At 37.5% G+C, this 21416-nt stretch carries 23 protein-coding genes; 9 read left to right on the forward strand and 14 right to left on the reverse strand.

The window, feature by feature from the left end:
* Positions 1 to 79: 79 nt before the first annotated feature.
* A complete protein-coding gene (locus PP182_RS12730; protein ID WP_272651638.1) occupies positions 80 to 475 on the forward strand; it encodes an acyl-CoA thioesterase in 396 nt (131 codons plus the stop codon).
* An 11-nt stretch (positions 476 to 486) separates the two neighbouring features.
* Here PP182_RS12730 and PP182_RS12735 read toward each other — a convergent pair whose 3' ends face one another.
* Genes PP182_RS12735 through ribD form a run of 4 tightly spaced genes read right to left on the reverse strand, consistent with a single transcriptional unit; the run spans position 487 to position 3677 of the window.
* Positions 487 to 1101 carry an IMPACT family protein gene (locus tag PP182_RS12735; RefSeq protein WP_272651639.1) on the reverse strand — a complete coding sequence of 205 codons (615 nt, stop codon included), beginning with the start codon at positions 1099 to 1101 and terminating at the stop codon, positions 487 to 489.
* A gap of 5 nt (positions 1102 to 1106) precedes the next feature.
* The gene (locus PP182_RS12740; protein WP_272651640.1) at positions 1107 to 1997 is read right to left on the reverse strand and encodes an EamA family transporter; all 891 of its coding nucleotides are present in this window, start codon (positions 1995 to 1997) and stop codon (positions 1107 to 1109) included.
* Positions 1997 to 2599, reverse strand: a complete 603-nt coding sequence (locus PP182_RS12745) for an HAD family hydrolase (protein ID WP_272651641.1) — start codon at positions 2597 to 2599, stop codon at positions 1997 to 1999. Before PP182_RS12745 ends, PP182_RS12740 begins: the two co-directional genes overlap by 1 nt.
* On the reverse strand, positions 2592 to 3677 hold the full coding sequence (ribD, locus tag PP182_RS12750; protein WP_272651642.1) for a bifunctional diaminohydroxyphosphoribosylaminopyrimidine deaminase/5-amino-6-(5-phosphoribosylamino)uracil reductase RibD: 1086 nt from the start codon (positions 3675 to 3677) through the stop codon (positions 2592 to 2594). The genes PP182_RS12745 and ribD overlap by 8 nt, the downstream gene beginning before the upstream one ends.
* Before the next feature lie 98 nt (positions 3678 to 3775).
* Here ribD and PP182_RS12755 point away from each other — a divergent pair, with 98 nt between their 5' ends.
* From PP182_RS12755 to PP182_RS12780, 6 genes are read left to right on the forward strand one after another with little or no spacing between them, the layout of a single operon-like run.
* Entirely contained in the window at positions 3776 to 4261 is a 486-nt protein-coding gene (locus PP182_RS12755; protein ID WP_272651643.1) for a GNAT family N-acetyltransferase, read from the forward strand.
* Position 4262: 1 nt separating this feature from the next.
* A complete protein-coding gene (gene prmC, locus PP182_RS12760) occupies positions 4263 to 5111 on the forward strand; it encodes a peptide chain release factor N(5)-glutamine methyltransferase (RefSeq protein WP_272651644.1) in 849 nt (282 codons plus the stop codon).
* Positions 5108 to 5689 (forward strand): TIGR00730 family Rossman fold protein, encoded by a 582-nt coding sequence (locus PP182_RS12765; RefSeq protein WP_272651645.1) that lies wholly within the window; start codon positions 5108 to 5110, stop codon positions 5687 to 5689. The genes prmC and PP182_RS12765 overlap by 4 nt, the downstream gene beginning before the upstream one ends.
* Positions 5690 to 7684, forward strand: a complete 1995-nt coding sequence (gene ligA, locus PP182_RS12770) for an NAD-dependent DNA ligase LigA (RefSeq protein WP_272651646.1) — start codon at positions 5690 to 5692, stop codon at positions 7682 to 7684.
* A gap of 9 nt (positions 7685 to 7693) precedes the next feature.
* Positions 7694 to 8932 carry a cation:proton antiporter gene (locus tag PP182_RS12775; protein ID WP_272651647.1) on the forward strand — a complete coding sequence of 413 codons (1239 nt, stop codon included), beginning with the start codon at positions 7694 to 7696 and terminating at the stop codon, positions 8930 to 8932.
* Entirely contained in the window at positions 8929 to 9240 is a 312-nt protein-coding gene (locus PP182_RS12780) for a hypothetical protein (RefSeq protein ID WP_272651648.1), read from the forward strand. The genes PP182_RS12775 and PP182_RS12780 overlap by 4 nt, the downstream gene beginning before the upstream one ends.
* Before the next feature lie 21 nt (positions 9241 to 9261).
* Here the strand turns inward: PP182_RS12780 and PP182_RS12785 are convergent, their stop codons facing one another.
* The 7 genes from PP182_RS12785 to PP182_RS12815 all read right to left on the reverse strand — a co-directional run bounded on the left by PP182_RS12785 (position 9262) and on the right by PP182_RS12815 (position 15974).
* Positions 9262 to 9888, reverse strand: coding sequence for a DinB family protein (locus tag PP182_RS12785; RefSeq protein WP_272651649.1), 627 nt, complete (start codon positions 9886 to 9888; stop codon positions 9262 to 9264).
* Between the two features lie 117 nt (positions 9889 to 10005).
* Positions 10006 to 10500, reverse strand: coding sequence for a GNAT family N-acetyltransferase (locus PP182_RS12790; RefSeq protein WP_272651650.1), 495 nt, complete (start codon positions 10498 to 10500; stop codon positions 10006 to 10008).
* 51 nt (positions 10501 to 10551) lie between these two features.
* Positions 10552 to 10929, reverse strand: a complete 378-nt coding sequence (locus PP182_RS12795) for a nuclear transport factor 2 family protein (protein WP_272651651.1) — start codon at positions 10927 to 10929, stop codon at positions 10552 to 10554.
* Between the two features lie 183 nt (positions 10930 to 11112).
* Positions 11113 to 12777, reverse strand: a complete 1665-nt coding sequence (locus PP182_RS12800; protein WP_272651652.1) for a serine hydrolase domain-containing protein — start codon at positions 12775 to 12777, stop codon at positions 11113 to 11115.
* A gap of 63 nt (positions 12778 to 12840) precedes the next feature.
* Positions 12841 to 13647, reverse strand: coding sequence for an AraC family transcriptional regulator (locus PP182_RS12805; RefSeq protein ID WP_272651653.1), 807 nt, complete (start codon positions 13645 to 13647; stop codon positions 12841 to 12843).
* A 206-nt stretch (positions 13648 to 13853) separates the two neighbouring features.
* Positions 13854 to 15344 (reverse strand): amidohydrolase family protein, encoded by a 1491-nt coding sequence (locus PP182_RS12810; RefSeq protein ID WP_272651654.1) that lies wholly within the window; start codon positions 15342 to 15344, stop codon positions 13854 to 13856.
* A 162-nt stretch (positions 15345 to 15506) separates the two neighbouring features.
* A complete protein-coding gene (locus PP182_RS12815; protein WP_272651655.1) occupies positions 15507 to 15974 on the reverse strand; it encodes a nuclear transport factor 2 family protein in 468 nt (155 codons plus the stop codon).
* 26 nt (positions 15975 to 16000) lie between these two features.
* On the opposite strand from PP182_RS12815, the gene PP182_RS12820 reads away from it, so the two are divergent.
* Complete coding sequence (locus tag PP182_RS12820) at positions 16001 to 16132, forward strand: hypothetical protein (RefSeq protein WP_272651656.1); 132 nt, start codon at positions 16001 to 16003, stop codon at positions 16130 to 16132.
* A 123-nt stretch (positions 16133 to 16255) separates the two neighbouring features.
* Here the strand turns inward: PP182_RS12820 and PP182_RS12825 are convergent, their stop codons facing one another.
* From PP182_RS12825 to PP182_RS12835, 3 genes are all read right to left on the reverse strand, one after another.
* Positions 16256 to 17926: a SulP family inorganic anion transporter gene (locus PP182_RS12825; RefSeq protein ID WP_272651657.1), complete on the reverse strand. Its 1671-nt coding sequence runs from the start codon at positions 17924 to 17926 to the stop codon at positions 16256 to 16258.
* 311 nt (positions 17927 to 18237) lie between these two features.
* A complete protein-coding gene (locus PP182_RS12830) occupies positions 18238 to 18741 on the reverse strand; it encodes a hypothetical protein (protein WP_272651658.1) in 504 nt (167 codons plus the stop codon).
* A gap of 314 nt (positions 18742 to 19055) precedes the next feature.
* The gene (locus PP182_RS12835; RefSeq protein ID WP_272651659.1) at positions 19056 to 20228 is read right to left on the reverse strand and encodes an alpha/beta hydrolase-fold protein; all 1173 of its coding nucleotides are present in this window, start codon (positions 20226 to 20228) and stop codon (positions 19056 to 19058) included.
* A gap of 436 nt (positions 20229 to 20664) precedes the next feature.
* Between PP182_RS12835 and PP182_RS12840 the strand changes: the two genes are divergently transcribed.
* A partial coding sequence (locus PP182_RS12840) for a transposase (protein WP_272651660.1) occupies positions 20665 to 21416 on the forward strand: 752 nt, incomplete at its 3' end.

The raw sequence follows: 21416 nt of genomic DNA on the forward strand, positions 1-21416 counted from the left end.
TGAATTTGACCTTTTTTTTTCTCATGTTCGCTAACGAACATCGGGGGGCTTTAAATATATAGTTTTTAATTAGAAATCAATGGACTTTAACGAAATTTCTTTTCGGGTTAGATATGCTGAAACTGACCAAATGGGCATCGTGTACTATGGTAACTATGCGCAATATTTGGAGATGGGAAGGGTTGAGTGGCTGAGGTCCCTTGGGGTTTCCTATAAGTGGATGGAAGAAAAGGGTGTTATGCTGCCCGTTATTTCATTAAAAATAGATTATAAGAGTTCCGCACGTTACGATGATCTAATTACGGTTAGGACACGACTAAAAAAAACACCCACTGTTAGGATAGAATTTGACTATACAATCTTAAATGAAATTCAGGAAATTCTTGTGGAGGCAAATACTGTTTTGGTGTTCATGGATAGCCATAAGAAAAAACCGATAAAATGTCCAGACTATATTTTGGAAAGACTGCATTAAATCCTACAATATCATGCTGAAGTTTCAACTGAAATTTTGTGGTATGCTTTTAAAAGTCCCAAAATATTTTGGACTTTATTTTTGGGGATAGATAAGATGATTTCACAATTGAGGTGAAGATTTTGAGAAATAGCATCTAGCTGGTGTTTTTTTATAAAACGCATTACGGTGTCCATTTCTTCGTATTCAAAGCTCAATTTAATTTGAGTTTTAAGAACCTTATTTATGATTTTGGAATTTTCCAAAGCAATCTTAGCCGTTTCTTTATAAGCCGAAATTAATCCGCCTACTCCGAGTTTAGTGCCTCCAAAAATTCGTACCACAGCTATCAGAACATTGGTCAATTCGAATGATTGTATTTGTCCATAAATGGGCATTCCGGCAGAATTATTAGGTTCTCCATCATCATTGGCTCTATAATGGATAGCTTCCACGCCTATTTGCCAGGCATAACATACATGGTTGGCAGATGAATGCAGTGTACGTAGTTCATCAATTATAGGTTTTACTTCGTCTTCATGGTTTAAAGGAAAGGTATATCCATAAAACTTACTTTTCTTTTCTTTAAAAAGAATTTCTTTAGAAGGTGAGCGAATCGTTTTATAGCTGTATTTATTCTTTGTCATCTAAATTAGTTCATTAGGCTATTTTGTATAGAGTTGCCCAAGGCGACCAAAATAATACTGACAACGGCTAATCCAATTCCCAGCCAATTTTTTAAACTTATACGCTCTTTAAATAATAAAATTCCTAACAATGTGGACAGCATTACAATGGCCACATTGTTGATGGTGAATATTGAAGCACTATTTAAGATACTAGCATCTAAAGCCTTCATTAAAAAGTAAATGGAAAAATAGTTGGGTACCCCCAAACAAATACCGCCGAGTATATTCTTAAAATTTATTCTGATTGGTTTATCAAAAGACCTTCCTAAAATGAAAATCACTCCGATACAGGCAGCAGAACCAAAAACCAATGCTGAAAACAAGGGGAACTCATGTTCCTGGACGTACATTTGCTGCGCGTATTTGATGCTTGTGTCAATAACTCCAGAACCTAAGAAAACAGCAATGGGAAGTAGAAGTAAATATTTATGGGTCACAACGCTCTTTTTTTTCATGGTAGCCAGGTAAACGGCTGCTAATGCGAGTAAAATCCCGATGACTTCAAATAAACCCAAGTATTCCTCATAGACCCAGACACCAAAGATGACTGGAATCGCCAAGGACATCTTAGTGGCTACGGAGGCTGCTGACACCCCAATTTTTTGAGAGGTTGCGGCCATTAGATTGAATACAACAATAAAAAGGAGGCCCAGACCAACGGTTCCCCAGAACCATGGTTTTTGTGAGATTTCATTAAAATTAAGGTCGCCCCTATAGAAGTAAAGCCCTACTGCACATGCTATAAAATAGTTTACGATAATGGCATAGAGTGTCTGTATTCTATATTTTGTATACAGTTTAAATATTACAAATATCATACTAGAGGCAAGGATACTAAGGCCTAGGTACTCCATTACAACCGCTGGGTTAATTCAGTAATATCCTCTTTTCCTACTTGAAGGTTCCAGCATTGAATCCCAAGCTTTTCGGCGCTATCCGTATTTTCTTTCGTGTCATCAATGAATAAAGTTTCCTCGGGCCTTAATGAATTTTCATTTAGCACATATTTATAAATTTCCGTATTAGGTTTCCTCATTTTTACCTGTTGGGATAAATAGAATCCTTCAAAGCAATTTTTAAACCTTTTAAAGCGGTCCTCTCCCATGGTTTCAATGACATAATCGATATGTAGATCGTTTGTGTTGCTTAATAAAAACAGTCGATGCGAATCCTTATCCTTTAGGTTTTCGATAAATTCCAACCGATGTTCGGGAAAATCCAGTAAAATAGAATTCCATGCCTCTACGATATCCTTGCGGCTAGCTTTAGGGTAGAGGTTGTTAAGTTTGTGAATAAATTCGCGGGAAGAAATTAGACCGGTTTCATACTGTTTTGCGAGAAAATCTAGTTCATCCGTATAGTTGCTATAGCCAAAAGGAACCATATTCCTAAATACTGCAGGTTTATCCAAGTTTATGAAAATGTCCCCAAAATCAAAGATGATGTTTTTAAGCATTTCTTATTATTTTTAATTGGTCCTTTAGAATCATTTTTTCATCAATTAGCTCACCTTTTAGGATGGGTGCTTTTGTACCGTCCTTAAAGGTAGCACTACCTACAAAAATTCTAGCTTCGTCCCATACATTACAATCGATAAAACTCTGTATTGTTTTTGCGCCCCCTTCAATTAAAACACTTTGAATGTTGTGCTCATAAAGCTTTTTAGATATGTCTAAAGAAACATTTTTATTTTTTGTTAAGTATTCTATATCAATATTTTTAAATACTTTATTTAAATTTTTAATTAAAGAAAATAAGATTGTTGGAGGAGTGCCTTTAAGAACGTGAAAACTCTTCGGTATTTTTAAGTTTCTGTCAATTACAATTCTGATAGGTGATTTTCCTTGCCATAATCTCACATCTAATCTTGGGTTGTCTTCAAGTACTGTATTGGTGCCTACTAGAATTCCTTGCTCTTCACTACGCCATTTGTGAACTAGCTGTCTGGAATAGGAATTGGTGATCCAATAGGGTTCAGGGTTTTTGCTTCGCATTTTATTTGTTGGTGCTATAAAACCATCCAGTGTTTCTGCCCATTTTAAGATAATATAAGGACGTTTTTTCTCATGAAAGGTTAGAAATCTTTTATGATGATTTCTACAATATTCTGCTAAAACACCAACCGTAACAGAGCAACCGGCTTTTTTCAGAAGTTGAATTCCTTTACCTGCAACTTTGTCGTGAGGGTCTATAAGCCCAATAACGACCCGAGGTATTTTATGCTCTACAATTAAATTTGCACATGGTGGCGTTTTTCCATAATGCGAACATGGTTCTAGGGTAACATACAAGGTAGATTTGGCCAGTTTTGATTTATCCTTAACCGAATTGATTGCATTGACCTCGGCATGAGGTCCGCCATACGGACTGGTATAGCCTTCTCCTAATATAAGGTCGTTATGAACAATTACTGCTCCTACCATAGGATTTGGTGCCGTTTGACCAAGCCCATTTTTTGCAATTTCAATACATCGATTCATGTATTTCTCGTTTATCGATGTTTCCATTTTAGACGTATTGTGAAATGAATCCATAACTAGGAGGTTATTGCAAATTGCGTTTTAGGTTTTTACTCAATTCGTGTATCTTCACAAATCAAAAATAGTACTTTAAAACCTATTCTAAATTTACTATGAAAGAGGTCATTATTAGAGAGATTGAACAAAGTGATGACGAAGAAGTTGCAAGGGTTATTCGTGAGGTTCTAGTAGAGATGGGAGTTCCCAAAGTGGGTACGGCCTATGCCGATAAGGCTTTGGATCATATGTTTGAAAACTACGATGTTCCTAGGGCTACTTATTTTGTTATCGATGAAGGTGGCAAAATAATAGGTTGTGCCGGCGTGGCGCAATTGGAAAACTACGAGGGCAATGTATGTGAGCTGCAGAAAATGTATTTTTTAAAGGAAGCTAGGGGTAGGGGGCTTGGAGTCAAAATGATGAACGCGTGCCTAGATAGTGCGCGTAGGTTTGGTTTTGAAAAATGTTATTTGGAAACCATGCCCTACATGCAAGGAGCTCAAGTGCTATACAAGAAGTCGGGATTTGACTACATTGATACACGTATGGGAGATACGGGTCATTATTCCTGTCCTGTTTGGATGCTGAAGACACTTTAGGATGTTGTTAAAGGAAATAAAGAAAATCTTTCATAAAGAATTGGACCAGCTGTACGGAGAACATGAAGTCGGTAGCTTTTTTTATTTGTTGATCGAACATTATTTGGGCTTGGAACGATTTGTTTTGGTATTGGAACCAAACCTCGTGGTGGATAAGGAGGGGGAATCTAAATTATTTAATGCCTTGTCGGATTTAAAATTGGAGCGACCTGTTCAACATATTATGGGTAAGGCCCATTTTATGGACATGGAATTCGATGTCGGTCCCCATGTTTTGATTCCTCGTCCAGAAACGGAGGAACTGGTGCGTTGGATATTAGAAGATATAAAACCTAAAGGTAAAGTACTGGACATTTTAGACCTTGGTACTGGTAGCGGTTGTATCGCCATTAGCTTGGCAAGGGCCTTGGATAACGTTAAAATCCTTGGGGTGGATATATCGGACGAAGCCTTGAAAGTTGCTGTACAGAATGCCACAAAAAATAAGGTGGCTGTCGAGTTTTTAAAGGCAGACATATTAAATTTAAGTATTAAAGAAAAATTTGATATAATAGTTTCCAATCCGCCTTATGTTAGGGATTTAGAAAAAAATAAAATAAATAAAAATGTAGTAGATTTCGAGCCTACTAGCGCACTTTTTGTTACAAATGAAGAGCCATTAATTTTTTATAGGAGTATTGCTTCCTTTGCATCGGAGCAATTAAAAACGAACGGTATTTTGTATTTTGAAATTAATCAGTATTTAGGAAAGGAAACTTGCAATCTCCTTGAAGGTTATGGTTTTGATAATATTGAATTAAGAAAAGATATGTTTGGTAATGACCGGATGATAAAAGCCATGAAGAAATGAAAAGTATCGTGGTTTTTTGTGGAAGTAGTGATGGTTTTGAGCAATCGTACTCTAAGGAAGGATATCAACTAGGGAAGGTGTTGGCGGAAAGCAACAGAACCTTGGTGTATGGTGGGGCCAAAATAGGGGTTATGGGTCGGGTTGCCCAAGGCGCCTTGGATTTCAATGGAAATGTAATTGGAGTTATCCCTGAATTTCTAATGCATAAGGAGGTTTTTCATGAAAGTTTATCGAAATTGATCGTGACCCAAAATATGCATGAGCGTAAATTAAAGATGCACGAATTGTCCGATGGTATTATTATGCTACCTGGCGGTTATGGTACCTTGGAGGAATTTTTTGAAATGCTTACATGGTCGCAACTGGGCTTACATCAGTATCCTATTGGAATATTGAATACGGACGGTTTTTATGATGAGCTTATAGAAATGCTATATAAAATGGTTAATATGGGTTTCGTCAAAGAAGCCAATTATAAATCCATTTTAGTCAATAAGAACATTGATGGTTTATTGCGGATGATGGAAAGCTTTGAACCTGTACCGGTTGCCAAATGGATGAATAAAGAACAATTATAAATGAGCGTGAAAGCCAAAATAAAGGAACTCAGAGATGAATTGAGGGAGCATAATTATAATTATTATGTGCTGGACAACCCTAGCATCTCTGATTTTGAGTTTGATATGAAACTCAAGGAACTACAAGCTTTAGAGGTAAAGCATCCTGAATTTTATGATGAGAGTTCTCCTTCCTTAAGAGTGGGAGGTATGGTTACCAAGAATTTTGAAACTGTTGTACATGAGCACAGGATGTATTCCTTGGATAACTCCTATTCTAAAGAAGACCTTGAGGATTGGGAAAAAAGAATTCAAAGAAACTTAGGGGATGTCCCTGTTTCTTATACGTGTGAGCTTAAATATGATGGGGCGTCCATCAGTATTACTTATGAGAATGGCAGGATTCTAAGGGCGGTTACCCGGGGTGATGGTTTACAAGGTGATGATGTCACGACCAATATAAAAACAATAAAATCCGTCCCACTACAACTAAAAGGGGATTTCCCCCAGAAGTTTGACATTCGAGGAGAAATTGTACTTCCTTTTGATGGCTTTGTAAAAATGAATGAAGAACGTGTTGCCAACGGGGAAGAGCCCTATATGAACCCTAGGAACACCGCTTCTGGAAGTCTAAAGCTTCAGGACAGTGCTCTGGTGGCCCAACGTCCTTTAGAATGTTTATTGTATAGTATTGTAGGCAGGGATACGGGCATCAACACACAATTTGAAATGCTGGAAAAAGCCCGGGAATGGGGCTTTAAAGTGCCATCGGTGGCCAAATTATGTAAAAATACCCAGGAGGTCATGGATTTCGTGGAGTATTGGGATATAAATAGGCATACCTTGCCTTATGAAACGGATGGGGTTGTAGTGAAGGTCAATACAATTCAGCATCAAGAGGAACTCGGTTATACTGCAAAGTCCCCGAGATGGGCCATGGCCTATAAATTTAAGGCGGAGCAGGTCTATACGGTCTTGAATGAAATCACCTATCAAGTCGGACGAACAGGTGCCATTACCCCTGTTGCCAATCTGCAACCTGTATTGTTGGCAGGGACTACCGTGAAGCGAGCATCGCTCCATAATGCCGATCAAATAGAAAAACTTGATATTCGGGAAGGGGATACCGTATATGTTGAAAAGGGAGGTGAAATCATCCCCAAAATTATAGCCGTTGATTTTTCCAAAAGACCTAGGAATTCCCAACCTACTGTATATATTCAAGAATGTCCGGAATGTCATACACCATTGGAAAGGACACCCGGTGATGCAAAACATTATTGCCCCAATGAATATGGCTGTCCTCCACAGATAACAGGTCGTATTCAGCATTATATTTCAAGAAAGGCAATGGATATTGAAGGGCTAGGAGGCGAAACTGTAGAATTACTTTTTAAGGAAGGGTTGATAGAAGACTACGCAGATTTATATGAACTCACAAAAGATCAATTACTGCCTTTAGAGAGAATGGCTGAAAGATCAGCTGAAAATTTGGTTCAAGGTGTGGCTGAATCCGTCAAGATTCCATTTGAACGCGTTTTGTTTGCATTGGGAATTAGATATGTAGGTGAAACGGTGGCGAAAAAATTGGCAAAAGCTTATAAAAGTATTGATGCCTTAATGCAAGCTAGTCAGGAAGACTTGATGGCTGTGGATGAAATAGGGGACCGTATCGCAGAAAGCGTGGTAGAATTTTTTCAGAACCCCAAAAATGTAGATACCATAAATCGTTTACGGGAGAAAGGAGTTCAGCTGAAACTTTCAGCTGAAAAATTGGAGAATCAAACCGAGCTTTTAAAAGGAATTACCTTTGTGGTCTCCGGGGTATTCGAAACCGTGAGCAGGGACGAACTTAAAAAATTGATAGAGGACAATGGAGGCAAGGTGGGCTCCTCTATTTCCTCAAAGACGGGTTACTTGGTGGCAGGTGACAAAATGGGACCTAGTAAAAGGACGAAAGCAGAGAAGCTGGGCATCCCGATTATTACGGAACAAGAATTTATAGCAATGATTTAAATAATATATATGGATTACTTCATTATCAGTGCAGTACTAGTTTTTATATCTGCTATTTTTGGTTATATCAACGTGCGGTTCTTAAAGTTGCCCAATACGATTGGGCTCATGTTAATTACCATTGTATTTACACTTGTCATTTTTCTTATTGGCTATGTTGATGATACCCTATTGAATGCCGAAAGGTACATTATTACTAAGATTGATTTCAAGACAGTGCTTTTGGATATCATGCTAAGTTTTCTGCTTTTTGCAGGAGCCTTACATACCAATTTTGAGCAACTCAGGGTGCAACGATGGCCTATTTTGGTATTCTCTACCATAGGTGTTCTGGTGTCTACTTTTTTGGTCGGTACTATTATGTTCTATCTACTGAAGATGACTCCAATCGAGGTCAATTTTATTCACTGTCTTTTATTTGGCGCCCTAATTTCACCAACGGACCCCATAGCAGTTCTGGGTATATTAAAGAAAGCCGGTGCGCCAAAAAAATTGGAAACAAAAATTGTTGGTGAATCCTTATTTAATGATGGAGTAGGAGTTGTGGTGTTTTTAACCATTTTTAAAATGGCGTCTTCTGGTGGGTCGCCTGTGGAACCACTAGAGATATTGGAACTCTTTGGGGTAGAAGTTATTGGTGGTATTGTATGGGGATTGATTATAGGTTGGGGAACCTTTCGGTTAATGCGTAGTATCGACGATTATGATATTGAAGTAATTATAACCCTGGCAGCGGTGATGATGGGTACCGTAGTGGCCCAAAAATTCCATTTGTCAGCACCATTGGCAATGGTTACGGCCGGATTGGTAGTGGGTAATGACACAGTACGAAATTCGGCCATGTCCGAAACCACCGAAACCTACGTGGATAAGTTTTGGGAGCTTTTGGATATTCTATTGAATACGCTATTATTTGTACTCATTGGTATGGAATTATTGGTAATCAGTTTTGAGACCAGCTATATTGTGGCCGGACTCATAACGATTCCCATTGTTTTGGGGTGCCGTTATTTGAGCTTATTAATACCTATAAAGTTTTTTGAGAAGAAGTTGGATTTTGTTCCAAAAACCAATTTGGTCATGACTTGGGGTGGATTACGAGGCGGCATTTCTATTGCATTGGCCCTTGGATTAACACAGGATATGCATCGTGACCTGTTTTTGGTAATAACCTACGTGGTTGTTGTTTTTTCTATTGTGGTGCAAGGATTAACGGTTGGTAAATTAGTAGAAAAAGTCGCAAAATGATACCCGATAATTATAAGGCATTTCAGGATACACTTTCCTTGGACGAGGCTCCCAAGGGTTGGCCATCTGGGCTAAGGGCACTTTGGTACGATGCCAAGGGAGACTGGGAATCCTCACATGATATTGCCCAGGATATTCACAATTCATTGGGAAGCTGGATACATGCCTATCTACATAGAAAGGAGGGCGACCGATTTAATGCTGGTTATTGGTATAGACAAGCGAACAAAAGTTTTCCAAAGTATACTTTGGAGGAAGAGCTTAAATCAATCGTTGAACATGTTTTGTCAGTAAATAAAGAGGGTTAACAACGAAGATTGTTTAAAAAGCTACAACGTATTGTTTTTTGAATACCCTGGAGGTTGAACACCCTTCATTCTCAAATAGCAAATTGCCTGGGCCCTGTGATGCGCTGTATGGTTTTCGGCCCGTAAAATTAAATCGAGATTGGTATGGCCTTCCAAATACCAAGGTTTAATCTTGTCCTTACCATTTTTTAGGATGTCGTCCTTGACTTTATTTAAACTGTCGATAACGTAATCAAAGGTTTCCGCTAAATATTTGGATACGAGCTCTTTATTCATTTGTGGTGTTCTTTCCTGTAAACGATCTGGTTGAAAAAGACTAATGGGATCGGGACGTTCTAGAAAGAATTGTGCTTCCATAAGGGCATTGAAATCTGCGTAAGAATTCGAATCCATTAAGGTACCAATAAAGGCATTATTGGTAAAACCCATATGCATAAAATGCTGTACATAGCTCATTTGTTCCGGGGTAGGCCTATATTCCAATTGGTCCGCCGGCATGGCATCGAACACCAATAGGGTATAGTCTTTTGACTTTTTCCATCTGTTTATAAGAATATCCACAATTGATCTTTCTGAATCTGGAATTTTGGAAGAAATAAGTCCTAACGGACTCATTCCTATCACTCCCAATAAAAGTCTTCTTTTCATACTGATTTTTTAAAAATTTAATTCCAGGGAAAACCTATTTTTTAAAGATAGTATTTAATCTGTTTGCAGGGTGGATATTCAATACTATGGAATTATTGATAGAAAAATTAAAAGTCTTTAGACTATACTTTTCTCTAGAACATAATCGTCCATAACAAAACCATTACCAATGTCCTGTACAATGCTCTCCACATTTATAAACCCCATTTTTTCGTAGGCCGTGATAGAATTGGAGTTGTTCTTATTAACCGTTAGTTTTATTTTTTTTGAACCAAGGTTTTTGGCCTTTGCCTCAATGAATTTGAGTGCCGCTTTTCCGTATCCTTTACCTCTTTCGGACCTTAGGACATAGAATTTACTTAAAAATAGAGCATCCTTTTGAAGACAAAAAGCAAAATACCCTACGTAAGCCTCCTGATGTGCTATAAGAAAATAATTGAAGCCTTCTTTTATTTGAGCGCTTATGGCGTTTTCAGACTGAAATTTATTCAACATGAATACTACCTGATCTTCCCCAATAATAGGGGTATAATGTTCCTTCCATATAGTATGGGCCAAGTTGGCAACGACCTTTATTTCAAGCTTTTTATTAACAGATAAAATTGTAGTCATTTATTTCAGGGAAGTTTGTCCAATTAAAAATTATAATCGATTTTTTTTGGTTTAATACATAGTATTGGGGTTTGCCGATTCCTTAGGTATCTGTTGAATAGCATCCCAATGCTCACAAATTTTTCCATGTTCATCAAAGCGTAAAAAATCCATGGTCACGTACTCATCATTCTCGGGCCAAGTTTGATGAGTATGTAGTGCAACTATATCATTTTCGGCAATACAACGTACAAATTCAATCGATTTTACTGGGTATTCCTTCCGCATTCTTTCAAAATAAGCAACAAAACCATCGAGTCCGTCTTCCACTTCCGGGTTGTGTTGTATGTATTCACTTCCTACGTATAAGTCAACTGCCTTTTTTGGATTGCCTTCATAAGCTGTTTTGTAAAATGCTATGGCGTTTGCCTTATTTTTTTCTAAATCCATTTATTCAGTATTTTTCAAGTACTCTTTTTAAAATATAATGCCTTTTGATATTTGACATCTTTGAAAGCCTAGTTCGGGATGTTTAGATATTTTTTAATTCTTATAGAAATATACTGAAAACTAATCACCTGGTATCACGTCTTCAAACACCAATAAAGATTGATGAAGTTGATTGTTGGTTTTTCAATCATCAAGGTAAGGTAGAATATATTCTTCAAAAATAATTTCGGGTTGTTGGGTCTTTCCATTTCTCCAATTGCCAGATGTAATGGCAACTACGACCTTTAAATCAGGGACAACAAAAATGTATTGCCCTCCGGCACCTCTAGCCTCTATTGAGCTCACCATTTTTTTATTGGCCTGATAGGTATTATGCCACCATAAATAACCGTATGGGTTCTTGTCGGGTACGTTCTCTAGGGGTAAATACTTTTTCACTGAGCTATTTATCCAATTTTCTGAGATGACTTGTTCATTATTATATCTTCCCTTATTTAAGTATAAAGCACCAAATTTTATCATATCCCTCGGTGTAAGATACATTCCACCACCAAAATAGGGTTTGCCTTTTTCATCCGTTTGAATAATGTAATTGGAAATTTCCAGTTTTTGAAAGAGGTATTTGTCCATAAATAATTCCAAGGGTTCAGATACTATAGAGTCTAGAGCAACCCCTAATAAAAAAGGGTTTGCGGAACCGTATTCAGCAATTGTGTTTGGACGGTTAATCATAGGTGCCGATAATACCGTTGCCAACCAATCATCACTGGGCTGGTAGTTGTTTTCAGATGCAACGGGTGTTCGTTCTCTTGTATAGTCATCTGCATCGAGACCAGAACTCATCGTCAATAGGCTTTTAATATCAATTTTGGCGTTTAATCTGTCTTTTTGCTTTTGATATTTTTTGGGAAGAAAATCAAAAATGGATTGACCAACACTTGTAAATAATACTTGGTCTTTTGCGATACCAGCTATAGCTGAAGAGATACTTTTAGAAGCGGAACGCATATCATGCGGAACATTGGCTGTGTATCCGTCAAAATACTTTTCATAGATTATTTTGCCATTTTCTGAAACTAAAACGGAATGTGTGTTCGGAAATGAATTCTTTGAAATTCCATTTTCCAATTCGGTAAGTTGAAGAATTCCCAGATTTTCGTCAATTATTGATGTCACAAATTCTCCAATTTTCCAATCGTCCAAGGATTTTTTTAAATCAATGGAAGTAATTAGGCTTTTTCCCAAATAAATACCTAATTCAATTTTTTGTGGAAGCAACTTCCCTATAAATTTTAGTCCAGTCTTATAATCAGCAAAGGAAATAGTGTCCTTGTCTTTTTGAAAATCGAAACACCAAGTCCCGGTAAATCTATTATCGCCAAAAAAAGGATACGCTTCGTATTCATTGCCTTTTCCATTTTCAACACTCAAATAAAAGTTCAGTGATTTCAGTGTACCTATCATCAATGGATTCCAAACCCCAGAATAGGTCTTGTTTTTAGACGCTTTAAGGTTAATATGGTAAAGAAGTATCCCGGACTTAATAAATCCGTTGACTTCCTTACCGTCTTCAGATAGTTCGCCTTCAAAGGAATAGTTGTCCTCGAAACCCGTTATAATTATTGAATCCTTGCCCAAGTGTAGTGGAATGTCAATGATAGTGCTGCTATTGGAGATCCGAAACCTCGAATTTTTAGACCCTAAATTCTCGATTTCTACCTTAAGTTTAAATACTTCAGGGGTTGCCATTTTTCCTTCCCAACCACTTGTATATTTGGACATATCTTGGGCATTGGAGAAAAAGGAAAAAAGAATGAATAGGAATAGATTGATTTGATGATTTCTCATTTTTTGATTGATTTTAATTTTGGGTAAAAATGAGACTTTTTGAAATGACCTAATTGTATAAAATTAACCTTGGCTCATTTCTTTTAATAGTTGGGTAGGTGTTTTTTTATAGACCCTTTTAAAATTTGAAATAAAATGACTCTGGTCATAAAAACCACATTGATAGCAAACTTCCGTCATTGAGTACTTCTTCGTGGTAATGAGGCAAAAGGCTTTATTAAGTTTTAATAACCTGATATAATTGCCCAGACTAGTTCCAAAATACCGGTTGAAGTTCCTGGATAAATGAACCGGATGAATTCCTAAAACTCTACCTAAACTGTCTAAGGAGTAATCACATTTTTCTTCCCACAATACTTCTTGAAGTTTTTTTGCCCAAATAGGTTTTTTTGTATTGGCACTTTTTGAATTATTCATACTGCTTAAAATATCAACTAATGCAGATTCAACTCCAATGGTTGAGAATTGATCACCTATTTTGGTTTCCATAAAAATTTGATTCATCAAATTTTTTACAACGGGATCTTTAATTTGTAAACTGCCTTCGGCTTTCCCGATTTTAACACCAAAGTTGATAAGCCAGTTTATGTTAAGTTCAATATGAAATCCCCTAGTAAATGAAGGAGGCTTTACATTGTAATGCGCGTCTTGCCAATTGTGAAATAATAAATCACCCTGTTCTAAATAATAGGATTCTTTTTTATTGGATTCGAATAGCTGTCCTTCCAACAGATAGGTGAAATACGGATTTTCGTGGTAATGCCAATCAACCTTCTCATGAATGTACTCGGTATCCGTAATGATGAGATTATCAAAAGCAGACTTTTTATAATGCTCCCCATAAAACTCACCGGTTGATAGCTTGTTCATTTTCTTTTTTTAGGCTGCGAAAGGGTTTCTTTGTTCAAAAGTCTTTCCGCTTAGCGAATTTACGGATTTTACTTCCAGATAGGTGGTCTTAATCCATTTAGGGTATTTTTTTGTTCTTAGTTCATTGATTCAGAAGGATTAAGGTCTTAATACCTTATCTTTTCATTTAACGATGGATTTTTAATTCCATTGGGATTGTATTGTATTTATTTTACGGATACATCCTCTCTATCTATGACTACTCCTCCTAAGAATATTTTTTCAATGGTATTGTAAGCCTCTATTTCTTCCAATGGATTTTTTGTCATCAACATCATATTAGCCCTTTTACCCTTTGCTAAAGACCCTAAGGAATCCAAATGAAAGGTCTTGGCATTATTGATAGTAGCGGAGGAGAGTATTTTGTCCAATGGTACACCCGCTTTTTTCATTAAGCTTAGTTCCCAATATCCATTATGGCCAGGTTGGTTTCCATAGGTTGGGGCAGAAGGAGTATCGGTACCGAACAGAATCAGGCCTCCATTATCGGATAGGTATTTGAGAGCTAGCATCGCATGCGCCTGAATATTTCCATAAATTTCATGGATTTCCGCACTGGAATAATCCATAAAAAGCTCATTGGCGAACCATTGACCTTCTTCAGTTTTATACCACTCCAGCATTTTATGAGGCACTACTTTTTTAAGCTGAGGATCTTTTAAGAATTCATTATCGGCCAATGCTTCCTCCCCAGCAATAACGGTTAACGTTGGGGTATAGCCAATTTGTTTACGGATTTGTAAATCCAATACCTTCTTTATTTCAGCGGGCAAAGAATCCAAAGGAACGTCTTTATATTTTTCCCAGTTCCATAATCCGTGAGCAATTACGTCCACACCCATTTCACTCAGAAAGGAATGCGCTTCAAGTGAATTGCCATGAACGGTTAAGGGAAGTTGATTTGCGTGTGACTCATGTATCAAGGCTTTCATTATACTTTTTGTGGGCACAGGTAATTTCGACATACCTCTAAAACCTGATTCGTAATACGATTTTACGGCAATAGCCCCAGATTTTTTTATACGATTAACAACAGCTTTTGGTGTATGGTCCGCAGGATTAAATTTATCCGGGATATTGTCGGCTTCACTCTCCATATATAGGAAGTTTGGCGCTGCATCAAATCGAAATTGTTCAGGCGCAAAATTCATGGGGTACCCATTGGCAACGGAGACTCCAGACCTCCCAGTATGATATAAATCCGGTCTTAGTGGTTGTCTGTTAAAAAAGGATAATTGCGCTTCATATATGCCCCCAAGATTAATGAGCGTAGTAAACCCATTGTATAAATAGCTTCTGGGCATTTGTACATTAAATTCTTTAGCAAGCTCCGGATACTTTTCCATTTGATGGGGAAGCATACCTTGTACCTCCGTAATATGTACATGGCTATCGATCATCCCTGGAATCAGGAATTTTCCAGATCCATTAATTTTTTGAAATACTCCGTTAATCTTAGGTTCTTCTTTTCCTACATAGATTATTTTGTTTCCGTCCGTAACAACGTGACCTATAAATGGGGAGTAGGTTCCTGTTTCAGTTGTAATGATCTGAACGTTTGAAACATGTGTACCCTCTCTCACGTTAAGCTCTAATTTGTCTTTTCGGCAAGAAACAAATAGTAGTATGATACTAAAAAGGGATAGAATTTTGTTCATTTTACTTTTAATTAAATGTATACCACCCAAATGGCGTTTGTAAAGCAGCTAACTTTTATAAAGGAAGAGGACCATCAGCACCTTACGAATTAATTGTTGGGTTTTGGTCAGTAAATAATCCTATAATTGATTATTCACATTATTATATTCCGCTTTTTGCTGTTACCAATATTCAAATATCCGCGAAATTTTCCCATCCCTAAATTCAAAAAGGGTCATTTGGGGCTCTCCATCTTTTATTTTGCCATCTTCTTTTTCAACAAACCTTTTCTCTACTGCCACTGCATTAAGTCCAATTATTTTATTTTTTATTTTGATGTCGGTAATTTTTCCGTCATATCCTCCATTTTTTTGATTACGCACATATCCATTATACAAATCCTCTCGGGTATAGGTACCGCCATACTTGGGATGAACATAGGTAAAGTCCTCTGTAAAAAGTTCAAAGGTATGGTCGATATCCTCCACCGTCGAGTTTGCTTGAAATATTTTAAGGTTTAATGCGTAATATTTGGATACAACGGTTTCTAATGAATTTTTGTGGGCTGTTGTAGCTTCCTGTGCACTGACTTGATTAGCAAAAGAAATGGTTATCAAATAAAAGGTCAAGAATTTTAAATAGGTCTTCATACTAGTTCTTATTTTAAGGAAATATAGTGAAAACCATTAACGATGATGCGGTTAATTGTCCTGCTTTGGTAATTGGGAACCGCATGATCGGTTACCGAAAAGGCCACGGAGTGGCTGTAAATATTGGTTTTCAAGGTATTGGACATCATTCGGCCTAGGCCATGCGTATTGCGGGTTCTCAAAACACTTCATTGTCCATTTGCTGATTGGTATATTTATAGTTCTTACTTACATTTAATACCTTCACCCGCATTACGCATGGCCAATGTGGTAGCAAGTGTTTATTTTTTCAATAATTCTTCAGCTCTTTCAATCGCTTGGTTAATGTTATCAAGTATATTGTTATCGTCAATGAGTGAATGAAATTCGGACTTAAACAATTCTTCTCTTACTTGTCGATTTGCTCCTGAAATAATAATAGTGGTTCCGTACGATTTTAGTTTTTGCTGAAATTCTTTTAACCTATTTACTGCAGTAGCATCAATGAAAGGAACGTGTCTCATTCTAATGATTAATACTTTCGGTTCTTGTTTCAAATCTGATAGAAATTCTTGGAATTTGTGGGATGCTCCAAAAAATAATGGTCCATTTATTTCGTAGAGCATGGTATCGATTGGAATATATGGCAGTTCTTCTTCAAATAGTTTTTCTCCATTACCTTCCGATGTTCCAAAAAGATTTTCCGCATTATTAATGGTTGTTGCTTCGCTCATTCGTTTCATGAAAATGAAACTTGATAAAATCATTCCTATCTCAATGGCTAAAATCAAATCAAAAAATACGGTAAGAAAGAAGGTTGTCAAAAGGACAATGATATCCATTCGATTGCTTTTTAGTAAATCTTTGAAATGCTGCCATTCACTCATATGGTAAGCTACAACAATCAATATTCCTGCAAGACAAGACAATGGAATAAGTTTGGCTACTGGTGCGAAAAGTAGCATAATTAGAAGTAGAAAAATTGCATGAACAATACCTGCAATGGGAGTTCTTCCGCCATTTTTCACATTAGTAGCCGTTCGGGCTATTGCACCTGTTGCAGGAATTCCACCAAAAAGCCCTGAAAAAACATTGCCAATTCCTTGAGCTACAAGTTCCATATTTGAACGATGCTTTCCACCCACCATTCCATCTGCAACTACTGCTGAGAGTAGAGATTCAATTGCTCCCAAAAGCGCTATGGCAATGGCTGGTTCAATGAGTTGTTGAATAACCTTAAAGTTAATGACTGGTATTTGTGGCATTGCTATTTTGTTAGGAATTTCACCGAATTTACTTTCGATAGTTTCCACGGGTAACTCAAAAAAGTAAACGAATAACGTACAAAGTACAATCGCCACTAAAGAACCTGGTACCTTGGTGGTGATTCGATAAAAATTAAAAGCAATTAAAACTGTACCTAAAGCAATGCCAAAAGCTATCCAATTAATGCTGTCAATATGTTGGAAATAAACAATCCACTTTTCAACAAAGTCAGCAGGAATATTCTCCATTTCCAATCCTAAAAAATCTTTGATTTGAGTTGAAAATATGACGACCGCAATACCACTTGTAAAACCGACAATCAAAGGATAGGGAATAAATTTCAGGTAATTCCCAAGTTTCAGTATTCCAAGGCCAATAATAAGAAAGCCTGCCATAAAAGTGGCAATGGTAAGTCCATTAACACCGTGTTCTTGTACAATGCCAAATACAATGATTATGAATGCTCCTGTAGGCCCACCTATTTGAACTCGGCTACCACTAAGAATAGAAATCACAAGACCCGCAATAATTGCAGTAATCAGTCCTTTTTCTGGCGACACACCCGATGCAATGGCAAAGGCTATTGCTAAAGGCAAAGCAACAATCCCAACAATGATTCCTGATAAAACGTCTTTGGAAATTTGCTTTCTGCTAATTCCTTCTTTAAGCAACGAAATAAACTTAGGTGTAAATTCTTTGTTTTTCATCTATTTTACACTTCTCCTTTGCCCACTTTATGGTTAGATGGCTGTCTATATTAATTTTCATATCCCCTTTGATGATTTCTGTCGTTCTTTCCATTGGCTACCACGCCACGGGCGACCGAGCGGAGCGACCGATGAATACCTTTATGAAAATAAAATGAATAATTGGGCATCATCGTCTAAGCTATGACTTGTTGCGTGGATTAGCACCATACTTTACTAGTACACACCAAGTTGAAAATTCGCGAGTCCCGATAGCCTTCGGGACCAGAAATAGGCAAGATTGGCGTCATTGCTTTGAACCATTGTTGTGCTTAATTGTTATTTTCAAAATCATCACTCTTTTTTAAATGTATTTTTCTTAGGTTCTCTCCATATTTCATAAATGAGCCATCAAAAAATCTTTTGTTGGGACTTTTTAACAAAGCTCCAAACCCAGGAGATAGTACCATCCCTTCAACTAATGCTCTTCTAGCTTCCCAATCTCTTTTACTTAACATTTTGTTTTCGTTTTGTAACCATAAATTCTCAACATGGCGAATTTCCGCACCAAATAAGTGAAAACCTTGATCCTGTTCTTCTTTTAATAAGGCATCAGGATTTCCTCGAAACGTTGTTATTATTCTTGATGATTCTTTAGTGTGGCCTAAACTTAAAAGTATATTAATATCTAAAGCAGCTATCTGATGAAACGTTGATGCTTGGGTCGCCTTTGTATTGCCCCGAACTTGGAACCCAACGAAAATCAATGAAATAATGACACCTACGGCTGATATGATTTCAGCAATCAAAGCATATTCTTCAAGTATTTCTTTCATATTTATACTTCTTTAGTTCTAAAATTAAATATTCGATGCATTAATTTGCTTATGGGATTTTTTCGTTTACTTCAATTTCTCAAATTAAGCACAACGCCGCGCTATGTACGTCAACTGCAAACCATTGAGCGGGTTGGAATGTTGGCGGCTAATTTTAATGAAATATAGTGAAAACCTTTAACGATAATGTGGTTATCTGTCCTGTTTTTGGGTGTCGTGAGGCTCATTATCGGTCGTCGATAAGGCCATGTAGTGGCATATTTTTTTGTAATTACTTTGATTTTATCACTTTAGCCCAGCGTTACCAATGGTGTTTATTCGCTCTTGCTTAATTCTTTTATTTTCATTCTGGCGTGTTCATTACCTGGGTTTAGTTCAAGAGATTTTTTATAGTTTTCGATTGCTTTTTGAGCATCACCAAATGTTTCATAAGCCTCTCCTAGGCTGTCATAGGAATTAGATGATTTCGGGTAATTTTCTACATTCAAGATGAAAAATTCCAATGCATTGGATTTGTCTTTATTATTTCCACCTTGTAGCATTCTATAACCTAATTGGTTTACAAGATATTCGGGAGGTCGAAAACTCCATGAAAGTCTTTCCGAAAGTGCATGAAAATGTTGAGTTAATTGCTCTTTATCTTCCACATCACGATAGGAAATTCCATAGCCTTCAAAAATTGCAGAGATTCCGTTATGAAAAGCAATGATTGGAACTGAGCTATGGTCTTCATTATCGAAGTATTCTAATTTTGCAGGTAATTCACCTTTGTATTTATTATTCAATGACTCAAATAATCGTACATGGCGATCACGGTTTCTGATATTCCTTTTGCCCCAATTGGCAGTGGCTATGTAAATGAATCGTTCAAATGATTGTTCAGTCAGGGAATCTAACTTTTTGTCCATGGTTTCTGAATCCCATGTTCCAAAACTTGGGTCAACCGCAATAAATGAATTGAAAAGTGTCTTTTCTTTCATATAGACATGCGTGGCCAGCAAACCTCCTAAAGAATGCCCAAAAAGTATTCGATAGGGTGCTGTCCTATACTTTTGATCCAATTCAGGTATAAGTTCTTCTTCTAAAAAACTTAGAAAATTCTCTCCACCGCCTGAATTATTCTCTCTAACTGTAATGATTTTATCAGGTGTGTAGTCTCTTCTTCTATCAACATTTTGAATGGCAACTACAATCATTTCTGGAATCGTTTGGCTTCTATATGTATCAGAACTCATATAGTTGACCATACCAGAAAGAGCTTTAAAATGTACATTTCCATCAAGAACAATAAGTAACGGATAGCTCTTATAGAATGATTCTTTATCATTGTATGAATCAGGAAGACTAATCCAGTATTCTCTGTCTTCATTCAAAATAGCAGACCTAAGTGAATGTTTTGTACCGATTACAATTTGATTAACATCTTGAGATTTTACCTGATTAATCCCAATTAGCAAAAGTAGTACTACTATGATATTTTTACTCATTCTGTTGAATTGTATTTGATTGGTAACGCCGCGCTATGTATGTCAACTGCAAATCTGTGAGCGGGTTGTTGTGTTGACTGCACGAGCAGTGCAACAAAAGTACGCCGCAGGCGACCGAGCGGAGCGACCGATGAATACCTTTTAAGGAAAATAAAAATAAAATGAATAATTGGACATCATCGTTTGGGCTCTGCTTAGTGCGGTGCAGAAATCCGACAGAATTCCAACTACGCATTAAGCAAAAGCAGTTTTTTTGTTTTAACTTTTTATCTCAAAGCAAAATCAAACTGATTTTGCGGTCTTTACAAATTTACACAAACCTCTGAATTAAAAACCAAAGTCTGCATTAACTATAGGCATTGTGCCTGTTGCACAAGTTAGGGAAAAAAGTCGTTGACGATCATTGCCGATCCAATGATCGATCGTAACTTTAGGTATGCAAGGCAAGAAGGATTATCAAGAAAAGCTGTTCGCCCATTTTCAATTGAGCGACCGTGTTCCCCAGCACAATTTTTACAGGCGTTTGAAAGAGGTATTGGATCTAGACTTCCTGTACCCCTTGACCAAGGGTCATTACGGCGATAGCGGCCAAAAGAGCATCGACCCCGTGGTGTTCTTCAAGTTGTGCTTGGTGGGGTACTTGGAGAACATCATTAGCGACCGTAAACTTATCGACCATTGTTCGATGCGATTGGACATCCTTTACTTTATCGGTTACGATATCGATGAGCCACTGCCCTGGCATAGTACGATAAGCCGAACACGCCAACTTTTCCCCGAGTCTATATTTGAAAAGGTCTTTACCAAGGTATTGAAGCTTTGTATTGAAAAAGGAATGGTCGGCGGCCATACCCAGGCCATTGACAGTGCGCCCGTGAAAGCGAACGCAAGTATGGACACCTTGGAGCTTAAGGTGCCGGAAGAGGACCTTGACGAACATTTGCGCAAGGTACGTGCGCTCAGTGCTATGGACAAGGAAGGACCGCACCGTAGATCCAAGAACGACAAGTCGGACAAAGGCCAACGCAGTGTTACGGCGAGCGAAAAAGAACTGGATGCGATAAAGGGCCGGAACAAGAAGTGGGCCAAGGACCAGGACCAACGTCCCGGTGCGGGCAACAAGGGGAGCAAGTACACCAGCAACAAGACGCACTACAGCCCTACGGACCCCGACGCACGCATCAGCGT

It is taken from the genome of Maribacter sp. PR1 (assembly GCF_028464145.1).
Lineage (GTDB): Bacteria > Bacteroidota > Bacteroidia > Flavobacteriales > Flavobacteriaceae > Maribacter.